Genomic DNA, 21,148 nt, shown 5'->3' with positions numbered 1-21,148 from the left:
AAAACCCCCGCTAAATCCTCCTATTGCGTAGGATTTAGCGGGGGTTTTGCGTCTTATGTTTAGCAATAAATGGAAATTATACAGGTAATTTCGGCAGCAGCAGTCGATACTGCTAATGGATAAGCCCCAACCATTTCCAATAAGGCACACACAGAAGTGCAAGCAGCAGCACGGCTATTCCGTATGCAAATGCAACCTTCTGACCTTGGCGATGGCTAAATGCCTTCCCTTCCGAACTATAGTAAGCCGTCAAATACGTTGGCGATTGATACGCGAAGAAGAACGGATCCGTGGATAGGAGCACCACGAACACCAGAATCCACGGGTGCACACCCGCTTGTTCAGCCAACGGCAGAAGTGCCGTGACTAGTAAAATTACTGCCGGGTCATCCCTGACGATCAATGTGACGATGAACGAGAGCACGATAACAGCGGCTAGGAAGAAGAACGGCGACGTTACAAAAACGCCCATATGCTGACCAAGGAACGATGACAGCGCTTCGACAAGTCCAAGCTCATTGGCGGCTGCTGAGAAGCTGAAGGCTACGCCGAGGAACAGCAGGAACGTCCAGTCGATGCCGGTTGAAATGGTTTTGCGATCCAGCACGCCGCTGATGACGAGTACAGCAAAGCCAATTAGCATAATCCAAGCGCTGTCGATGCCATGAAGCGGCTGTAACACCAGCATGAGGATGCAGCTAAGGACGGTTACGACGGCAATACGCTCCTCGCGCGTCAACGGCCCTAGCAGCCGCAGCTGCTCGTCTAAGACATCGGCAGCAATCGGCTTGGCTGATGCGGTTTTGCGGAACATGATGAAGATGATGCCGAGCAGCACGCTGCTAAAGATAAGAAATGCCGGTAAGGCATAGATAAACCACTGAATCCAGTTCACAGGTGAAGCGTTGGTGACCAAACCGAAGGCTAATACATTCGTGTACGAGCCAGTAAGCACGAACGGCGCTGTGAAGCCGTAGAACAGCATGGCGGTAAGGCCTAAGCCTGCTGCGCCATGGCTGCGTGCTCCGAATCCCATGGATTCGGACAGCGTCTGGGCAATCGGCACGCCGAGTGATACCTTCGCTGAGGAAGAAGGGATCATCGGGTTCAGCATGATACCGCCGGCCACAATGCCCCACAGTTGCCCGCGGTAATTCGCGGGGAAACGCTTCAGGGCATGAAGGGAGAAGCGGTATAGGAAGCCTGACTTCGTAATCACGGCGCTCATCGCCATGATGAAGATCATGTACAGCCACGTCGGTGAGGCGAAGCCCGACAGAGCTACCCCCGGCTCGACTAGCCCGCCGAGCACCCAGAGCATGGCCATGCCCAAGGCTACGATGTAGTCGGGCATGATGTTCACGATCCAGAGGATCACCGCGGCTAAGCCGATCCCGATGAAGTCCATGCCGTGGCGGGACAGTCCCAGGGCGGGCTCGGCGATGTGGAAGCCGAGCACCGAGGCCACGGCCAAGATGATAGCCGCTAGGCCTAGCCAGCGGCTGCGGTCACCAAGCCGCCCCGCGCCTGCGGCGAGGCGCTCGCTCTTGCTTCTGGCCAGCAACTGCTTGGCCAGGCCGAAGCTTTGCACTTCGCTGCGCTTGGTCGAGCTCAATCCCGACAGCGCGGTTGTCTCCGCGAGCTGCAAATACTCGAGTGCAAGCTGGTTTCGCCCTAGCTTGCGGCACAGATCAGCGCCCCACTCGTAGACGGTGGTGAGCTGCTGCGCCGAATAGGCAGCGCCTTGCTGATCCAGCGCCGCCTCAACGATGGACAAGCCCGCTTCTGGCGCGTGTTCCACGCAGTAGCGGACATAGGCCCATAAGACCGCGTAGCGCGCGACGAGCAGCTCATCCGGGCAGCGCCGAAGCGCTTCACCGATCGCCCGCTGCTGGCGCTCAGACTCAGCTAGAGCCGCTTCTGCTACTTCTGATACTTCCACTTCTCCCGCAGCCACAGCCGCCGCGTCTAGCGCCAGCTCCCACTCATGTCTCGCCGCATGGATCTCCACCAGCGCTGCCCAATTCTTCTCCGCGCGGTAGAACGCTAGCGCTTGCTCTACCCATAGCTGCTGCTGGTTGTTGCCATATCGCTGCGGGAGCATATCCAGCAGGACTCTCTCGATTTCCGCTCTCACCTGAACAGAATCACGTTCAGGGTCTCGCTGAATGAATCGTCCTAGTGACGGATAGACTTGCTCCGCTTCCTCCAGTGCCATTTGAAACATATGGACAAGCAAAGATTTGCTAACATTCGGCAAGCAAGCACACACGAATAGACAATCTCTCAAAGTCTCCGGCAACTCTTCCACCTCATGCAATACCCACTGCGCCTTCGCTTCCTTCGAGGCTTGTAATCGGCCATTGGTTGATACTAGCCGCCCCGAAAGTAACCGAATGAAATATGAAGAGATTTGCGGCTGCTCGATAACTAACCGATCGAAAGTTTCTCGATCTATATAGTAGAGAACGCTTTCGACAGCTACGATGGCCGTTGCCGATCTTGGCTCGTTCGTTAACAGCGCCATTTCCCCGAGCGTATCCCCATCCTGTAAACTCGCAAGCGACTGGCGTGTACTATCCTGCTTCTGAGAGAAAAGTTCGATTCTGCCACTCTCAATCAGATACATGCTATCGCCAGGATCACCTTGCTCGAACAGCGTGTCCCCCGCTTGTGCCTTCACCTTGTCTAACTTGCCCAGAAGCTTAGCTAATTCTATGTTAGAGAAGTCCTTAAACATCTCCATATCTTTAATGGCCACGAATGATCTACTCTCCTTGCGTGATGCTATGAAAACACCCAAGTTACTAACTCCAAGAATACTGTACGCTTGGTATGACAATTTTGTCTACAAAAATTCCAAGCAGCCTGCTGAGCGCAAAAAGAAAGACCCTTAACGAAGTTAAGGGTCTTTCTAGAGAATGCTATATGTGCAAGCTGAAGCTTACAGTTTTACAACGTTCTCAGCTTGTGGTCCGCGGTTGCCTTGAACTACGTTGAACTCAACGCGTTGGCCTTCGTCCAAAGATTTGAAACCTTCGCCAGTGATTGCGGAGAAATGTACGAATACATCGTTTCCACCTTCAACTTCGATAAATCCAAATCCTTTTTCTGCGTTAAACCATTTAACTGTTCCTACTGCCATGGGTAATACCTCCAAAGTTTTATTAACATGTCTTTTTTCTTGTTTCGAACAAAAAAATTACACATTGGAAAAGGTTTCATTTACTTAAATGATAACCCTTTGCAATACGCAATTCAGGTTTTACCTTTAAGACTATTAATACTGTACCACACTATATTATGTATTGCAATTATACTTAAGAGGGATTTATTACTAAAGCAACGAAGGCTTCCCTATCCTCAATTTTAAGCGCTATAGCTAGTGCTAAAGCGACATCTTTCGACGGGATGATTCGACCATTTTCGATTGAATTAAGGATAGAATAACTGATCCCTGCTTTCTCACCGAGCTTGCGTAATGTGAGATTTTGCTGTTGCCGCAGCTCTTTGAGCTGATTGTGGAAGGCCATGCTCGCCTCACCTCAACTTTCCTTATTTTTTTGTTTTTGAATTTCAGTTCTAATTTTGTCGAATGGGTCTTCCCAGTGCGGTGGCTTGATGGTTTTGCCCATTTCATTCTTATGCACCTTCCCATCGGGCCAAACCTTGGACATATTCGCATGCTGAACAATATCGAAGATGGGTCCAGGCTCTACACCCATTTCAACAAGTGTCCCTAGTACAAAATACAATTCATCAATCATCGCATCGACTTCATCTTCTAATGTAGCTGCTTCTTCAAATTCGTTGAGCTCTTCTTGCATCCACGCTAGACGCGCGGCTTTACGCTGAGCGGATAGGCGCTGCGGTGATGCGCCTACTGGATGCTCGAACGTTTCATGGAACTTCTTCACAGCTTCGAAGGCTAGCTTTAATGTCATTGTATCTGTTCTCCCTTAACATGGTTATCGTTTTCTACTATATACCACCCGAAGGGAGTTGTGGTCAATATCTCCAACGTTTATTTCAAATGGCGCCCCATAATAAAACGATCCTTCCAATAACCCGTGTTCATTTCACGTACGACAACGCCAGAACTGGTAGTATTACTGATGAATTTTCCGTTGCCGATATAAATACCCACATGATTAATAACGCCAGGCCTCGATGTACTAAACATCACTAAGTCACCTTTGCTTAGGCTTGTCTTCTTCGAGACCCGAGTTCCTAATTTCGCTTGCGCTTTAGAACCCCAAGGGAGTTTGATCCCATTCTTACTAAATACGAGCTGTGTGTAGGCGGAGCAATCCAAAATAAGACGGCTCGTGTTTCGCGTACCATAACGATAAGTAACCTTCCCGATATACGACTTCGCAGTTCGCAGGATACTGTCTACACGGGACGTGCTCATCGCTGTCGCTGCCGCGGAAGATACCGTCGTTGCTGTGGCAGCAGAGGCCGCTTGCGGACTTAACAACGCAGTTCCTGCGACTAACAAGGACAGACTTAAGCCTACAACAGAATGATTAAGGCGGTTCTTCTTCATAAAAATCATGATTGATTTCCTCCTTTGGTATAGAAATATTAGTTTGTTGGACCTGCTACTACCATAGCACATTCCAAATAACCTAATATTTAACAACAAAGGTGGAAAACTGCGCCACACCTAATTGTAGGCATTATTCTGAGAATTTTCTGAGAATTCCATGAGAATCACTCTCTTGACAGCAATGAATCCGCTTTATCTCCGGTATGCTCCTGACGAAACTCCGATGGTGTAACCCCAAATTTCTTCTTAAACACCTGAGAGAAATGCCTCATATCTTGATAGCCGATCCGTTCGGCGACGTCCGCCAGCTTGATCTTCGGATTCAGCAGCAATTGCTTCGCTTGCTCCAATCGCAGGTTAATGACGAACTCTTTGAAGCCTTGCCCTGTCTTTTGCTTGAACAGTTGGCTAAAGTAAACGGGGTTCAAGTATACGATAGAAGCCACTTTCTCAAGTGAAAGATCGTCTTGATAGTGTGTACGCATATACTGTAACGCCACTTCAACAGAACGATCACTGCCACTGGCGTGATGCTCATAGACCTGTGTCGTTGATGCCTGCCGCATACGTTGTACCTCCGCGGGTACAGATTGGAACTGCTCAATCCGCTCCGTGGTCATGATCTGGAACGGTACCTTCAAATATTTAATGAGATGGCTGCGAAGCTCCTCAATCAACTGTGCGATGCTTGTGCCTTCGGGAGGAGTGACGAGCCCTAATAGGCTTTTGCTGTCGTGAACGGTCACAAAACCCTTGCCGTAGCGTTCAATCAGCTCCAATAGGACGTTCTCGATAATGAAATTTTCTAAGAACACGGCCTTATCGGTCTCCATTTTGACCATAATCAGAAAGAAATAAGGGTGTTGCTCCACAAACGGACCCATATCGATACGCCCCGTATCCAGACCTTGTACCCAGCGTTGGAACACAGCTTCCTGCAGAAATTTGCGATTCGTCTTGAGCAGTTCTGCTTCCTCGATCAGTTCGGTATCATGGGCGATTTCCTCGCTCAGCTTCCTAATCATATCGCTTAACACTTCTTTACCGATTGGCTTCAGCAAATAATCTTTCGCACCAAGGCGTACAGCTTCTTGCGCATAGGAAAATTCCGAATAGGCGGAAATCACGACCCACTTCACATGGGGATGGCGACTGCGCGACATATTCATAAGCTCTAGACCTGTCATCCCCGGCATCAGAATGTCCGTTAGCACGATATGAATCGTCTCACTGCGAAGGATGTTAATGGCTTGCTCCGCATTCGAGGCTAAGTGGATCGTGTGCTCAGGAAAGCGATTCTGGAGCGTGCGCTGAATACCTTGCAGAATAATGGTTTCGTCATCAACGATAAGAATATCCATAATGGTCTGTTATACCCCCTTACGAGGCAGCGGCATCGCAATGATTACCGTAGTTCCTACCTCTTGTTTACTTTGTATCCGAAGTCCATAGGCCTCCCCAAACAGTAAAACAATACGACGATGTACATTCGTAAGACCGATGCCTCTCCGTGTCATTTTGCTCTCCAGGGCAGTCTTCACTTCGCCGCTAGGCTCCTCCGCTTGATAAGCGTACCAATCTCCGATCATACGAGCATCTTCTACTAACCTCTCCTGCATCTGATGAAGGAGATTCTGTTCGATACCCACACCATTATCCGAGATAATGATGTGCAATTCTTGCTCATGCACCTCTGCGAACACACGCAGCAATCCAGGCTCTCGCAATGGCTCTAATCCATACTTTACAGCGTTCTCAATGATTGGCTGCAGGGTCATTTTCGGCAAAACAACATCCAACCATTCTGGATCTATATGAATCTCCGTACTTACCCTGCCCTCCAAACGGTTCTCAATGATCGTCATATAATGACGCATCTGATCCAACTCTTGCTGCAGTGTCGTCTTAGACGCTTCCTGCCAATCACTGCTGTACCGGAACATGTGCGACAGCGCTAGAATGACTTTGCCTAAGCGATCATTCTCTCGTTCATCCAGCATCCAGTAGATCATATCCAAGGTGTTATATAAGAAATGCGGGTTCACCTGAGACTGCAATGCCTGTAGCTCGGCATTTTTCTCACTTATAGAAGCCAGAGTTATACGTTCAATCAGCTCATCCATCCGATTCACCATGCGATTGAAGGAGGATACCAGCGAGTTAATCTCTTCAAAAGATTTGACGGTCACAGACCCTTTGAAATTCCCCATCTCCACTTGCTTCATCTCTCGGATCAACAGCTTCAGCGGGGAAGCGATGTTTCGCGAAATCAGGCTTGCCAAGGCTGTAGAAAGGATAATGAGGACTACGATGACTACATATAAATATTCCCGCGTTTTGACGACTTCTGCATTGATATCCCCTTTGGGGGTAAGGCCGAGCACGGTCCAATCTGACATTTTCGCTTTCGCCGCTACAATTAACTGATCTGTACGATCATCAATAATGATCTCATTCTCCTGCGGACGTGGAAGACCACCTAACGATGGGAATGTCACTTTATCCTCGGCCGTCGTTGCAATCAGTCGATTCTCCCGATCTACGATGTAAACACGGCTGTTCGGACTAATCGTCACGTTAGAGAGGGCCGCAAGGATCGGCTGCGGATTCGTTTCAATTAGCATAATCCCGATTACGCGATGATCTGTAAGGTCATACAGCTTCCTGCCAAATACAAAGAGTGGATCCCGTTGGAACTGGTTAATTACCGAGCCCTGCACCAGACCTAGCCAGACCATCTCACCAGAGGAATCCTGCAGCTTCTGGTACCACTCAGCGCTTGAATAATTTATATTGAGGACACTGTCAAAACCGCGTTCGTAGTTATAGTTTTTCCCCGCATTGGTAATGACATGAATACCGATAATATCGTCCCGCGAGTAGTAAATCGCTCCCAAAATATTCGTAATGGTGCGCTCATTGAATATGCTAGCCGTCACATCGGGATTGATATCGCGGTCCTGAATCAAGCGAAGCATTTCATAGTTACTATTCAATGATTTCGTAATACTATCATAGCCCTGTAAGAGCAAATCAAATAAACCTACGGTTTGTGAAATATTTTTTTGCGCCAAATCACTAATCTTACTATGTATAACTTGCGTCGTTTTCTGGTAGTACAGCACACTAAAAAGTAGCACAAGCACGAGCATGGAAGTGAGGAATAGCAAGAACAGCCGATTATGTATGGAATTAAAGCCCCGTTTCATGCTAGTTTAGTCTCCTTTCGCCAGGAAGTATTTGCTATTTTACCACACCCAAATCTGAAGATGAAAAAAGAGAGGGGTGAAGTTAACCCTTCACCGCTCCCGCTACCATACCTTTTGTAATTTTATCCGCTAATAAGAAGTACACGAGAATAACCGGTAGCGCTCCTAGCACAAGGAAAGCACCGATTGCTCCATAGTTAACGGAGTATTGACTTACGAAGCTGTTTACCCCGAAAGGAAGCGTCTTAAGTCGCTCGGACGAGATAAACGTCGCCGCGAGAATATATTCGTTCCAGATATTAATGAAGGTGAGGATACATACCGTCATCATCGGAGGAATTGAAATGGGAAGAATGATGCCGCTGAAAATCTTAAAGACTCCCGCTCCATCCACGACAGCTGACTCTTCTATCTCTGCCGGAATGGACTTCATGAAGCCGCTAAGAATAAAGACGGCAACTGGTGTCTGAAACGCAATGTACGGCAGAATGATCGAAAGATGCGTGTTCAAGATGTGCATGTTTTTGAAAATAATCATGAGCGGCAACAGGGTTGCCTGCATTGGAACCATCATCCCAATGAGGAAGATGACCATGACGAGCTGACCGTACTTCCATTTGAACCGGGTAATTGCGAAAGCTGTTAGTGAGCTTAGGAACAGAACGCTTACCATCGTTATCAACGTAACAAATAAACTATTCTTTAAATATTTGAAATAATTCCCCGCTTCTATCGCGCTGGAAAAGTTCTTCCATTGCAGCACTTCCGGCAATGCGAAAAACCGACCGGAGAGAATTTCCTCATTGGTTTTTAACGAATAAATGAACAGCCACAGCAATGGATATACCTGTGTGACCACAAGTAAAGATAAGAAGGCTATGACGATGACTTTTAGGATAGAGAAGCTTTTGCGTCTCCGTATAATAGCAGGTTTAGCCGAAGCTGCTTCCCTGACGTTTTGCATGGTGACACTCCCCTTCCTCAAGAAAATCTTCTCTCTAATCGGTTAAACACCGAGTTAATAACTACTGTAGCTACTAGACAAACCACAACCAAGAATGCAGCAATCGCACTTCCGTAGCCATATTTCATGGAAAGGAATGAGTTGTTATACATCAGTGTTGAAATCACGTCTGTCGCATGGGCAGGCCCGCCTGCGGTCATAACCATAACCATATCAAACGCTTGTAAGGAACCGATGAAAGCAAGGACAATCGATATTTTGAAAATCGGAATATTCATAGGGAAAGTGATATACCAGTCAGCTTTCAGACCTTCTGCTCCATCAAGACGCGCAGCCTCATAGATATCAGCAGGGATGTTCTGAATTCCTGTAAACTGGATCAATGTGTGATAACCCAAATACTGCCAAAGCGCTACGAAATAAAGGGAATACATGGCTATCTCCGGATCGGTTAACCACGATCTCGTCCAGCTATGTAGGTTGAGTAATTCTAGAACTTGATTGAGCATACCGCCCATAGAAGCCGGATTATAAATTGTTTTCCACAATTGGCCAATGATTACTACAGATAGAATAACGGGTAAAAAGTAAGCAGAAACTAGGAAATTCGGTTTTTTGATGAATCGATTAAGTAAGATAGCTACACCCAATGCAATTGGGATTTCACACATGGAAAATACAGCAAACATCAAGGTGCGTTTCACTGATGGCCAAAATACAGGATCATGAAACAACATGGTGCGGAAATTCTCAAGACCGATGAATTTGGATTCACCAATACCGTTCCAATCGAGCAAACCGCTATACATCGATACCAGGATCGGCACAAAAACAAGACAAACATAGATCAATAAACAGGGCAGTACAAACATGGCAATCGTCCACTTGGAGACTCTTAACACATTCACTTGGCTCGCCTCCTTCATGGGATATACCCATGGGGAACTTACCTTAGTACCTCTTAAGGCACTCTTGGCAAATTCCCCAATGGGGTTACTACGTTATCAACCTATTTCTTGTTTGTGTCGTAAGCTGTTTGGTGCTCCTTCGCTACGACTGCTGGATCTGTTTTCTTCACGAATAGGTTTTGAATGCTCGTTAAGTGACCTTGAGCTGTTCCTGGGTTCATCGTGTTATCAAATGCAAGGTCGCCGCCTTTAACTTTTTTGAACAATCCTAGTACTTCCATTGCCATATCGGAGTATCCAGCAGCTTTGAAGTCGCCGTCAACTTTTTGTGCGATACCTACTGCGCCTTTAACTGCGAAAGCTTCTTTAGGGAAGTTCAGCATGAAGTAGTTCAAGAAATCTTTCGTTTCTTTCAAGTGCTTGCTGTTTGCGGAGATTGCGAATGCGCTACCTGGAGCCAACATGAACTCGTCTGGGTTACCTTTCCCTTTAACAGTTGGGAATTGGAATACGCCAACTTTACCGTTAACGGAAGATGTTTCGATACCGCCAGTTGCCCAGCTACCCATGAAATACATCGCTGCTTTACCTGTTTTAAACAAGTTTTCACCTGCGTTGTAGTCAAATGATGTTGCGCCTTCTTGGAATGCGCCAGCTTGGATTAAATCTTCGAATGAGCTAACTGCATCTGTGAATGCTGGATCATTAAATGTTTTCTTGCCGTCTACCACAGCTTGCAAGAATCCAGGTCCACCGTTCGTACGAAGCAATACGTTCATGAACAAGAAGGAACCTGTCCAGGAATCTTTTTCACCGATCGCCATTGGCTGAATGCCTTTGCCTTTAAGCGTTTTTACAGCTTCAACCATCTCTTCGAACGTCTTTGGAACTTCTACGCCAGCTTGTTTGAACAAGTCTTTGTTATAGTAAACAACCGCAATGTTGTTGCCATCTGGCAATGCGTAGATGTTATTTTTGAATGTATACCAGTTAAGGATACCTTCTTGGAATGTAGCTTTCAGTCCGTTTTGCTCAACCATATCATTCAAAGGAGCGAATAGACCTGCATCCACGAATGGTTGCATTTGAGCAGCCGGGTTCACGACAGTGATGTCAGGAACTTCTTTGGAAGCTGCTTGTGTTTTCAATTTAAGCTTTTGTTGATCCGTGTTCAAAGAATCAAGCTCAATTTTGATATTTGGATTTTTTGTTTGGTAATCCGTTACGATTTTCTTCAACATACCGTTTTTCGGATCCGTTGGATCCGGATATATATTTTGGAACGTGATCGTAATATTCTCTTTTTTCGTGGCCGCTGGTGTCGTTGACGCCCCTGCTCCTGCCGCTGGTGAAGTCGTGCTCGTGCTGCTTCCGCCTGAACCACACGCTGTTAAACTGATGGCTAGCAAGCTTGCCGCAATAACTTGTAGTGACTTATATTTTTTCACCAATGTAAATCCCCCTCGTTTGAGTGAATGTTCTTTATGCTCTTATTATGCCGCGGAATTGGCACCCCTTACAATGCAGGAACTTTAGGTTTGATGTTTGATTTCTATAGATTTATTTGCTCACCTAACGTTCCCATTTGGGGAATTTCTTATGAGTTAAAAAAAGAAAAGCGCCCCCTCGGCAGCTCACGCTGATTTGGAAACGCTTGATGTATGCGGATATTTTAATAGGCCTTGGGCACTTCCACGCGGTTCGTGATCCCGTCTTCGGTGAAATAAATATGAACATCAAAGCCTTGATCATCCATAAAATACGACACGTATTTCGGCTCACCATGCTTGATCGGCACGAGCAGAGTTGCAATACGGTGGCTGCGGGCGTGCTTCGTAGTTGCTTTCAAATGATAATGCGGCGGCAAGCCTTCGATCTCTGATTGATCGATATCGGCGAAGCTCTGATGCTGTGAAAGTGCCAGCTCACCAGAGGAGCAATAGACGAAACGACCGTCCATATCGGCTTTACGTCCTTCAACTTTGAAAGTCTGTCCATTCAGCTTCATTTCATACAGCGTTTGGAACAGCCAATCCACGGTACCCGACTGCGCGAGATCGATATGGTCGACAACCACAACGTAGGTGCCGAAGAAGTAAAGCTCACGCACATACCTCTCTAGGTATGGCACATATTCTTGGTACGCCGCGGTGGCGTTGCTGCGGGAGTACCCGTAGCCCTTACGCTGCTCGGCAATCTCCACAAACCCATTGGCGGCCATGTTCAGCACTTTATTTTTCTCGGCATATTGGCCCAGACCGTCGATCAAAATGTTATTCGTCGAGCGCGTCTGCCTGCGCCAATTCATATGCATCGTGGAGCTAAACGCCACGTAGTAGCCGCTCTCGATCGCTAGCGGCTCGCCGTAGGCATGCAGCAAGAAGCCGTTCTGGTCGCCATGACTATGGCTGACAGAGCCGTACTTGCTGCTCTTGGTCAGGAGCATAATGTGACGTTCTGGATCCGCCATATTCGAGTGAAATGCGACCCAGTCGATGTCGCGGAACCATTTGACCGATTGAATATTCGCATCGGTTGGCGCGATAGCTTCCACCTGCGGATAGTCGTGACGGTACACCATTTCGTCAAAACGGAAATCCCACCAGCCGTAATTGTAAAATTTCATTTCTGAATCGGTATCAATCTCGCGGACACGCTCGAAATACCATTGATATAATCCGTTTCCTGTGACACCTGCAAATTGGCGGATGTTGAAACCGGTTTTCAAGCTGACCGGATCACCCAATGTCGATTGATCGCCAAAGCTTGCCCGCAACGTATCTGGGCTGAACGCATATAGCGGGAAATCACCTGTTTTTGCGAAAAATGGCCGCTTATAGAAGTTGATGCCTGTATATTTCTTCAGCAAATTCATCGCTTCCGTAACAAACGCCATCCCTGTCGTCCAATACATCGGCCCTTCGGCCCAACCTCCGTCAGGTCCGCCCCATGGCGAGTAGAGACATGCATAGTATTCGAGAGTATAGTCTAACCATTCTTGAACCTCCGGCTCTTCCTGCAAAAGCACAATGCAGCAAGGCACGAGTACGCTGGATAAAGAGCGCACGGCGTGACTGTCGAACGGTACATGATGGATTTTGGAATGCTCGATAACATGCTGCGCGATTTGACGTGTACGTTCGAGAAGAACGTGGCGTATCTGCTTGCGTTCCTCTTCAGATAGTTGGTCATAGAGCCAGTCATAGCCCCAGGCGATGGCGCCAGCCATTCGGAAGGAAGCCTCATCGTTATAGTCGCGGCTCGTCGTTCCTCTAATATCCCAAGTACTGATGTGAAGCAGCCAGGTTTTGGCGCGATCTAGCAAGGAGGCGTCGTTTAAAAGCTGACCGGCTACGGCAAGATGACGCACGGCATAGAGCGCTTCTTGTGTATCCATATACATCTGACGCCACAGCTTGGCTACACGCTTATTTCCTGGGTAATGAAGTGGCTCCGCTATGAAGTCGCGTTCGATCCACGGTTGAACGGATTTTTCAAAGAAAACATCGAATTCGCAGTAACTTCGATCACTCGCTAATTTGGTGCGGAAGGCTTCTACTTCTGCCGCTTGCAGCCATAACCGGGGATGCTGCGGTGAAGCCAGTTCGTAGCGCTTGGCTCTGCTCGGCAGAGGTGTTTCCGGTAAATCTGCCGGCACTTCGAAACGTCGTACACGGCTCCAGGCTGTGTGCGCGCCATTTTCTTCAAGCAGCGCATAACGCCAATAGTACGTACCCGCTTCAAATGCAGCATCAGGTGTATATAAGTTATATGGAATCGGTTCAATCGTCTGTGTTTCGGCAGGTTCGAAAGCCTCTGATTGCGCGATCTGCAGCACATAACGATCATGCTCGAGTTGCGCCGGAATCCATGTGAAGCGTGGCGGGTTTTCCAACAACACCGTCTTCTCATTCGGCTCGTATTGTACGGTTAACACACCGCTCTGCGGTTCGTAAAGTGGCGATAATAACATGGATCGTTCCCCTCCAGGCTCATGTATATGAATGACAAATCACAAAATTTGCAATCCCTTATCTGTCACTAATCGTACGCGGACCGAACTATTCGGATGACCAGGAACAGTGATGCTGATTTCATTGCCTGTCATCTGCGTTAACTGAACTGTACTGTCCGCACGATATACGTGAATGAAATCCGCTTTACGGTCATTCCGGCGATGAAGCATCGCCGTAAGGGAGCGGCTAGGATCCACAGCATCGCCTGCTGTCTGAACAGCCACAATCTCATCACCTGGTTGAACTAACGCCGAATGGAAAATGACTGCGTCAGAGTTGGTGAGACTGTACGATGCTTGTAGCTCCCCCGCATTCGGTACGAATCGACTAGTAATCGGAAGCTGCTGCTCCTTCAGTGTCGTCACGTCCCCTACTTTCTCAGCGATAACTAACTGATAAGCAGCCTCTGGGCTCATTGGTTGTTGCGAGGCTTCTACCGCTACTACCGGGTGCATCCACCATTCAATCGCTTGCGGTTGTTCATTAGAAAGTTCAACTTGGAACCAGTCCAACATCCAATCAGCCGTAAGCAAAAGATGTCGATTCATCGTACAACCTTCGTATCCTTCCGTGGATTGTATCCACGCATAAACTGACGTTTCTGTTGCTTCGTAGTGCATCAAGCGCCCTTCATGCGGCGCTTGCGATTGACCCGCCAGCGAAACCGTGTTGTGGCTGGCGGTCTCTGCGAACCATGATCTGCGCATGGACGAGCCGTAAGGCACCATCCCCAGATCGGGGGTTAGGGTTTGATCTTGGTGCATCAACGTCAGATGCAGCTTGTCGTAGTGACCGTGGGAACCGCCGTGCTCGCCGAAATCGGCGAGGAACGACAGCGGGTTCCCCGCGATGCGGCCGATGACGAAGCCGGCATCCGGCCAGAGCCGCGAGCTGCGCGGCTCGTCATCAGTAGCGGCGCGGTCAGCGCCACCGCCGTAGAGCAGCGCCTCAAGCTGCTCGGAAGCGCCTAGCTGCCGGTACGCTTCGCGAAGCACCGGCACTAGGCCAGCAATGCCGTAGATCGCGAGCCCCTGCTCAGCGATCTCAGCGATCTCGCGGGCGTAAGGGCCCCGCGCAAGCGGCCCGTCATGCAGGGCAGGCAAAGCGCCCTGATCGTCAGCCAAGTCGGCCAACACTTCAAGCATGCCACGCATGGACTGCCCCTCTGCGCCCGTTGTCGCGTAGAGATCAATATGGAATCGCTGCGCCATTTCGGCAGCGATGAGATAAGCACGAAGCACGAATACATGGTAATACGTGCTTCCTTCGAATTCGAATTGATCGGCTTTCACGCCGATGGATAGGTGATGAATGAAGCCGCCTTGACCTTCAATAAGCGCTTCTAAAGCAGCTTGCTCGCCTCGAGCCGCGTACACACAAGATAAGGAGGCATTCAGCCAAGCGGTGTAGTTGTTCTCCGCATTGTTTCGTTCATGGATCAAAATATGGCGGTACTCCTCCATACTTTCCGCCAATAAACCTAAGAACACGTCGATCGCTACCTGTTCTTTCGCATCAAATGTAATACCTTCATCGCGTAGAAGCAGATAGGCACGTATCAGCGTTGTAGACCATATCGCCTCCGTCAGCGCTTGATGGAACGCACGTCCCTTCAGCATCCAGCTCTGTGCTTCTGGATGCACAGGATAGAGCGGAAACTGTTCGGCATACTCGACTAGCAGTCTTTTGCTAATCTTCGCGTAGGATACATCACCCAATGCTGCATAAACAGCAGCCGATTGCAACGCCACTCGCGCCAAGGACTGGTGCTTAAACACAAGCCACGCACCTCGGTAGGCATCACCTGTAATTACACACCCGTGTGGGCACAGAAATTCGGAAGCATCTACATAGCTATCATCGAACATCAGTTCGGTATGATGGTGTGGACAAACATACTGGTGCCACCAACCACCAGGTTCTTTAGGAACGACCAGGCTGCCTGCTAGCTGCAGCCTGTCGATTTCTTCTTTTAGTTTGTGGGTAGTTGGATGGGTACTCATCGCATCATCATCCCGCCGTTGATTTCGATCGTTTCACCTGTTAAGTAACCAGCAAGATTAGAAGCAAGGTATAGCACTGCACCAGCCACATCATCCGGTGTTCCTTCACGTTGCAACGGAATGCCGTTGATCGTAGCTTGGCGCGCAGTGTCCGTCGTGAATGTCGCGTGGAACATCGTATTGCCGATGAAACCCGGTGAAACGTTGTTAACGGTGATGCCACTAGCAGCAACTTCCTTCGCTAAACCTTTGGAGAACGTAAGCACAGCCGCTTTACTTGCTGCATAAATGCTGGAACCTGGTCCGCCGCCATTATGAGCTGCAACGGATGTCATGTTGATAATGCGGCCGTAGCCTTTTTCTTTCATGCCTGCAAGCACGCGTTTGGACACGAAAACTGTGCTTTTCAAGTTTACATCCATGATGCGATCGTACATTTCTTCAAACATATCAGCGTTAGGTACACGTTGTACCAAGTGACCCGCGTTGTTTACTAGAATATCGATTGTTCCGCCTAGCGCTTGCTCTACTTCACTCACTAGTCGATCAATTTGCTCCACATTCGTTACATCTGCTTGTACAAGCACCGCTTCCCCACCTAGTGCCTGAATTTCAGCAACAACTTCCTGTCCTTGTGCCACATTATTCAAGCAGTTCACGCCTACTTTCGCACCGTTGCTAGCTAATGCTAGTGCAATCGCGCGTCCAATCCCTGCATTCGATCCTGTTACAAGTGCTATTTTCCCAGTTAAGTTGATGTTCATTGTGGTATCCTCCCATGGATGTAAATCTATATTTTATTTGAATCGCTGCTTGTGCAGCGTAACTACCTGTTTACTTTCACCCGCGCAGCCGAGGCCGCGCCGTTTCTGGCATCGTCATCGTGATGCAGGTGCCGCGCCCCCACTCGCTGTCAACGGACAGCCCGTAGGCTTCGCCGAACACCATTTGAATCCGGCGGTGGACGTTCATCAAACCGATGCCACCACCTCGCTTGACCCCGGTGCTTGCTTCTTCCGGCTCCGCCAGACGGTTCTCCTCCAGCTTCCTGCGTAACTCAGCAAGTCTTTCTGGCTTCATGCCTGTGCCATTGTCCTCGATGAAAACTTGGAACAAGCCTCCCTCTTTGCGGGCATCAATTCGAATGGTATGCCGCTCTTCCACACCATCTGGAAACGCATGTTGGAAAATATTTTCAATCAATGGCTGCAACGTCAAGCGGACCATCTTTTCCAGCAGCAGGCTGGGCGGGATCGCTACATCAATCTCGAATTCCCGCTCCGTGCGATGCTGCAAAATAATCATATAATTTCGCACATGATTCAGCTCATTCGCAACCGTGATTTCCTCTAGGTTGGTCTGAACAGAGTAGCGAAGCATGAACGCCATGGCCTCAACCATTTCTGTGATTTCTCCCGAATCCTGAACGATGGCGTAACAGTTGATCGTTTCCAATGTGTTGTATAAGAAGTGCGGATTAATTTGCAGCTGCAGGGACTGAAATTCAGCCCTCTGACGTTCCAGCTTGGTTTCGCCAAGCTCGAGTGCATTTTTCTGCTGCGCAAGCTCGGCCTCATACACACGCTCGATCATATCTGATAGACGCGTTACCATCAGGTTGTAGCTGTGAATGAGTCCTCCCATCTCATCCGTTCTCCCTGCGTCCTCGATATACTGCCAGTTCCCTTTCTCGGTCTCCCGCATGCTGTCTTTGAGATCCCGAATTGGCCTAATAATGGAGCGACCGAAGCGAGAAGCCAGCACAAGTGCAGCAGCCAAGGTAACCAAACCCACGATAATAGTTGTTGTCCGAATGGTGTTCGCAGGTCGGCGAAGCTCCTGAACGGGCATAGAGGCAACGAGGTTCCAATCGGAATAGCCCGATTTCCTTGATACAAACATACGTTCTTCCTTGTTGTATTCGGTCACAAAGGTCTGATTCCCGCTTGCCAACACTTGCGAAGCTAACTTATCCTGTGACTTGCGCTCACTCATCGAAGGCGGATAAATATAATTACCTGCATCGTCTACGATGAAGAAAAAACCGTCTTTCCCCAAGTTCACACGATCCCAAGTTTTCGCTAGCTCATCTAACTTGATTTCAATGGCGACAACGCCCCGATTCTCATCACTGTACGAAGGGCCCCTTACTTTGCGAGCCATCGTGACAACAGAACCTTGATCCTCTGGGCGGATACTCATGTTGAGCAGTGCGATTTTGCCATCACCCGGTGTCAATTTCATCAAATTCGTAAATTTCTCTTGCACTAAGACGGGATCGAAATTGAAGAATAGATTCTGATTATCATAAATGACAGAACGCCCATGACGACCCGTCACATAAATCATATTAAGCTGCTTATACAGCGTAACAGTGGACTTAATTGAATCGAGAGCAAATGCCTTGATTTTGACCGAATATTCATAATGTTCATAGGTATCATCCGGTTTAATTTCCATGAACGACCGCACGTCCGAGTTTGTCGTAAAGGCATTGCTGAGCAGCTCATACGCCTCTAAATAGCTATCTGTCTGATAGTTCGCACTTTCGATCAACTGCTCCATATATTGCTTTACTTGATCATCCAGCGCCCTTGACGACTGTACATAGGAAACTGCGCCCACGGACACTAGCGAGAGGACGATAACGATGAGAAAATACGCATAAATTTGACGCGAAAGCGACTTTCTCTTCATTATCGAATCCCCATACGCTGACGGTATTCGGAGGGTAGACAGCCTTCATACTTCTTGAACGTTTTGGTAAAATGCGGATGATCCGCATACCCAACCTCACCGGAGATATCGGTAATGCGCCAATGCGGCTGCTGCAGCAGCTTCTTCGCCTTCTCCATACGGCGACGTGTGCGATACTGAACGAAGGTTTCCTGCGTATTTTGCTTAAACAATTGGCTAAAGTAAGAGGGGTTCAGCCCAATGAATTCAGCTACTTCTTCTAAAGAAACTTCCTCCGCCAGATGCTTCTCCATATACTGTTTCGCTTCTTCAACTGGATCCTTTTGCTTGCCTTTGCGCTTGTTCTTCAATTCTTGCAGCAACCCTTTTACAGAGCTGGTAAACCATAGCCACACTTCTTCCTCGCTAAGCGAAGCGGAAATCTGTGGCTCTTCCTGGATCATATACACATCGCGAACGGTAAGCCGCCCATGTACGAGGGTATAAATCTCCTGCACAATATCGCTCATACGGTTGAGCTTTAATTTATAAGTACCTAGCTCCGCTTGGATCTCCTCGAGATCTCTGTCAAGCTCCTCTTGCTGCAGCATCCACACCGCTTGCTCCAGACGAGTTGCCCAGCTCTCCAGCTTCGTGACAGCGACAAAAGACTCCGAGCTCACCTTGCTCTTGTTCACAATGAGCTTCTCTAACACCTGCTGAAACCCCTTGATGTTGACTGGTTTCAACAAATATTCTTTGACCCCATAAGACACACACTTCTGCGCGTACTCAAAATCCCCATAGCCAGAAATCACAACCACTTGAATGTCGGCATCCATCTCGGCAATTTGCGCACACAACTCCAGACCATCCATCTTCGGCATGCGGATATCTGTAAAAAGAAAATCAGGTCGTTCCTCTTGTATCCGCTGCATTGCGACAACACCATTCTCAGCCGTTCGTAAGCTTTCAATGGGCAGCTCCGATTGTTCCACAAGCTTCTGTAATCCTCTGCGTATCATCGGTTCGTCATCGACAATGAGTATGCGGTACATGAGAAACTCTCCTTTCAAAATGGGATGAAATGCACGCTCCCCACGTACCTGTGGGTACGTGAGGAGGCGGCATGCTCAGGAACTGAGCTTATTTACGCGGCATCGACACAGTCGTACCGGAATCTTTATTATTAAATTTCTCTGTTGCTTCCTTGATGACTTCATTTCCACCTTTGGACTTCCACTCTTCCAATACTTTCGGCCAGTCGGAAATGGGTTCTTTCCCATAAACCATTTTCACCATGTGAGAAAGAATAACCGGTGGTGCTTGGTCAGAAAGAGGTGAAATATCAGGGTTTTTCATCAAAGATTCTAGACGAGGCTCAAAGTTCAACCCATCGCGTCCTTCATTCTTCAACGTTGTGTCATACACGTTCATTAATTTTTTGCCTTCTTCTGTCAGGCTTAGTGTGCCCTTATTATACGTGGTATCTTGAACAAGCCACAAGAAGGATTGACGGTAACGCTCTTCATCTACAGCAGCCGTATCCGTTGGTGCTTTGTAGTTGATTTTGCCATCTACTTCTGTGTAGGTGTCGTCTTTGATACCGAATGTAAAGAATTTCTCAGCTTCGTCGGACATCATCCAGTCGTAGAACTTAATGATTTGCTCTGGATTCTTCACGTTCTTGTTGATGAAGTAAGCACGCGGCGCTGGACCGTACAAGTAGTGTCCGCCTTTGCCATCAGGTCCTGTTGGGGAACCAATAATTTCGATATCGCCCGTTGGAACCGATGCTTTCAGCTGTGTTTCCCATTGCAGCATTTCGTTTGCATTCATGGACCACATGCCAGCTTTACCTGCAAGAATCGTGTTCTTGAACACAGTTGCGTTGATGGTTGCGAACTCTTTGTTGATCAAGCCTTCGTCAAACATGGTTTTGTACGTTTGTAGTGCTTTCGTCATGTTCTCTGTATCGAAGAATTTCGGCAGGATTTGATCGCCTGACTTCTCGAACATCGACAGGTACGGATACACATCATAAGCCCCGAAGAAAGAATCGGAATACTTGAAGTTCTCACGTCCCATATACGGGTTCTCAACGCCCATTTCCTTGAATTTGCGCAGAACTGCCATGTACTCATCTACCGTTTTTGGTACGCCTAAGCCTGCTTTATCTAACAAATCCTTACGAACAAAGATCGCGCGGCGAGATGGATTGGACAAGTATTCTGGAATTGCATAGATCTTGCCATTATACGTTACGTTATCCCAAGCATCTTTAGGGACTTTCTTCAGCAAATTAGGACCATACTTCTTCAGCAACTCGTCCAGCGGTTGGAATACGCCCGCTTTCACTGATCCCGCCATTTCTTTTCCGTTCACACCGCCGCTGCCTTGTACAACGTCTGGAATGTCGTTCGTTGCAAACATTTGGATCATTTTTTGTTCATATTCTTTGTGAGGGACAAGCACGATATTCATATCGGTGTTTGTTAATTCTTCAAGCTTCTTCACCCATTTGTCTTGATTAATATCAGGTGATTTCTCAACATGTCCGAAAGCAAGTGTACGTAGGGAGATGGAGAATTTCGTCTTCTCAGCTGGCTTCGTACTCGCTGCGCCTGCAGCTGCACTCGATGTCGGTTGATCTTCTGTCTTGGCAGAGCAAGCAGCCAATGCACTAGCCATTAACACCGCAGCCATCGTCGTGGGAATCCATTTTTTCATATATACCCCTCTTTTCATTTCGACTAGGTAACAAACGCTTTCACACCCTTATTGTAAAAGCGTTTACAATTAGCGACTATGGACTGTCTT

The 21,148-nt window shown here is 48.1% G+C and carries 16 protein-coding genes; all 16 read right to left on the bottom strand.

What is annotated here, in order from left to right; translation table 11 throughout:
* Positions 1-112: 112 nt before the first annotated feature.
* On the bottom strand, positions 113-2,761 hold the full coding sequence (locus ASG89_RS13065) for an SLC13 family permease (protein ID WP_057311151.1): 2,649 nt from the start codon (positions 2,759-2,761) through the stop codon (positions 113-115).
* Positions 2,762-2,944: 183 nt separating this feature from the next.
* The gene (locus ASG89_RS13060) at positions 2,945-3,145 is read right to left on the bottom strand and encodes a cold-shock protein (protein WP_028555213.1); all 201 of its coding nucleotides are present in this window, start codon (positions 3,143-3,145) and stop codon (positions 2,945-2,947) included.
* Between the two features lie 175 nt (positions 3,146-3,320).
* Positions 3,321-3,533: a helix-turn-helix domain-containing protein gene (locus tag ASG89_RS13055; RefSeq protein WP_057311150.1), complete on the bottom strand. Its 213-nt coding sequence runs from the start codon at positions 3,531-3,533 to the stop codon at positions 3,321-3,323.
* A 12-nt stretch (positions 3,534-3,545) separates the two neighbouring features.
* Positions 3,546-3,944 carry an HAD family hydrolase gene (locus ASG89_RS13050; RefSeq protein WP_056622355.1) on the bottom strand — a complete coding sequence of 133 codons (399 nt, stop codon included), beginning with the start codon at positions 3,942-3,944 and terminating at the stop codon, positions 3,546-3,548.
* An 80-nt stretch (positions 3,945-4,024) separates the two neighbouring features.
* The gene (locus ASG89_RS13045) at positions 4,025-4,558 is read right to left on the bottom strand and encodes a C40 family peptidase (protein WP_057311149.1); all 534 of its coding nucleotides are present in this window, start codon (positions 4,556-4,558) and stop codon (positions 4,025-4,027) included.
* 158 nt (positions 4,559-4,716) lie between these two features.
* Positions 4,717-5,913 carry a response regulator gene (locus ASG89_RS13040; RefSeq protein ID WP_057311148.1) on the bottom strand — a complete coding sequence of 399 codons (1,197 nt, stop codon included), beginning with the start codon at positions 5,911-5,913 and terminating at the stop codon, positions 4,717-4,719.
* A 9-nt stretch (positions 5,914-5,922) separates the two neighbouring features.
* Positions 5,923-7,761, bottom strand: a complete 1,839-nt coding sequence (locus ASG89_RS13035; RefSeq protein ID WP_057311147.1) for a sensor histidine kinase — start codon at positions 7,759-7,761, stop codon at positions 5,923-5,925.
* A gap of 82 nt (positions 7,762-7,843) precedes the next feature.
* Complete coding sequence (locus ASG89_RS13030; protein ID WP_057311146.1) at positions 7,844-8,725, bottom strand: carbohydrate ABC transporter permease; 882 nt, start codon at positions 8,723-8,725, stop codon at positions 7,844-7,846.
* A gap of 17 nt (positions 8,726-8,742) precedes the next feature.
* Complete coding sequence (locus ASG89_RS13025) at positions 8,743-9,633, bottom strand: carbohydrate ABC transporter permease (RefSeq protein ID WP_057311145.1); 891 nt, start codon at positions 9,631-9,633, stop codon at positions 8,743-8,745.
* Between the two features lie 101 nt (positions 9,634-9,734).
* On the bottom strand, positions 9,735-11,084 hold the full coding sequence (locus ASG89_RS13020) for an extracellular solute-binding protein (RefSeq protein ID WP_057311144.1): 1,350 nt from the start codon (positions 11,082-11,084) through the stop codon (positions 9,735-9,737).
* A 221-nt stretch (positions 11,085-11,305) separates the two neighbouring features.
* Positions 11,306-13,606, bottom strand: coding sequence for a DUF4962 domain-containing protein (locus ASG89_RS13015; protein ID WP_057311143.1), 2,301 nt, complete (start codon positions 13,604-13,606; stop codon positions 11,306-11,308).
* A 39-nt stretch (positions 13,607-13,645) separates the two neighbouring features.
* A complete protein-coding gene (locus ASG89_RS13010; protein WP_057311142.1) occupies positions 13,646-15,652 on the bottom strand; it encodes a heparinase II/III domain-containing protein in 2,007 nt (668 codons plus the stop codon).
* The gene (locus ASG89_RS13005; protein WP_057311141.1) at positions 15,649-16,416 is read right to left on the bottom strand and encodes an SDR family NAD(P)-dependent oxidoreductase; all 768 of its coding nucleotides are present in this window, start codon (positions 16,414-16,416) and stop codon (positions 15,649-15,651) included. Before ASG89_RS13005 ends, ASG89_RS13010 begins: the two co-directional genes overlap by 4 nt.
* A 76-nt stretch (positions 16,417-16,492) precedes the next feature.
* Positions 16,493-18,349 (bottom strand): sensor histidine kinase, encoded by a 1,857-nt coding sequence (locus ASG89_RS13000; RefSeq protein WP_057311140.1) that lies wholly within the window; start codon positions 18,347-18,349, stop codon positions 16,493-16,495.
* Complete coding sequence (locus ASG89_RS12995) at positions 18,349-19,386, bottom strand: response regulator (RefSeq protein ID WP_057311139.1); 1,038 nt, start codon at positions 19,384-19,386, stop codon at positions 18,349-18,351. Before ASG89_RS12995 ends, ASG89_RS13000 begins: the two co-directional genes overlap by 1 nt.
* Positions 19,387-19,474: 88 nt before the next feature.
* A complete protein-coding gene (locus tag ASG89_RS12990) occupies positions 19,475-21,058 on the bottom strand; it encodes an extracellular solute-binding protein (protein WP_057311138.1) in 1,584 nt (527 codons plus the stop codon).
* Between the last annotated feature and the right edge of the window lie 90 nt (positions 21,059-21,148).

The sequence above is a fragment of the Paenibacillus sp. Soil766 genome (genome assembly GCF_001428105.1).
Classification (GTDB): domain Bacteria; phylum Bacillota; class Bacilli; order Paenibacillales; family NBRC-103111; genus Paenibacillus_E.
This window is presented reverse-complemented; position numbering and strand designations above follow the sequence as displayed.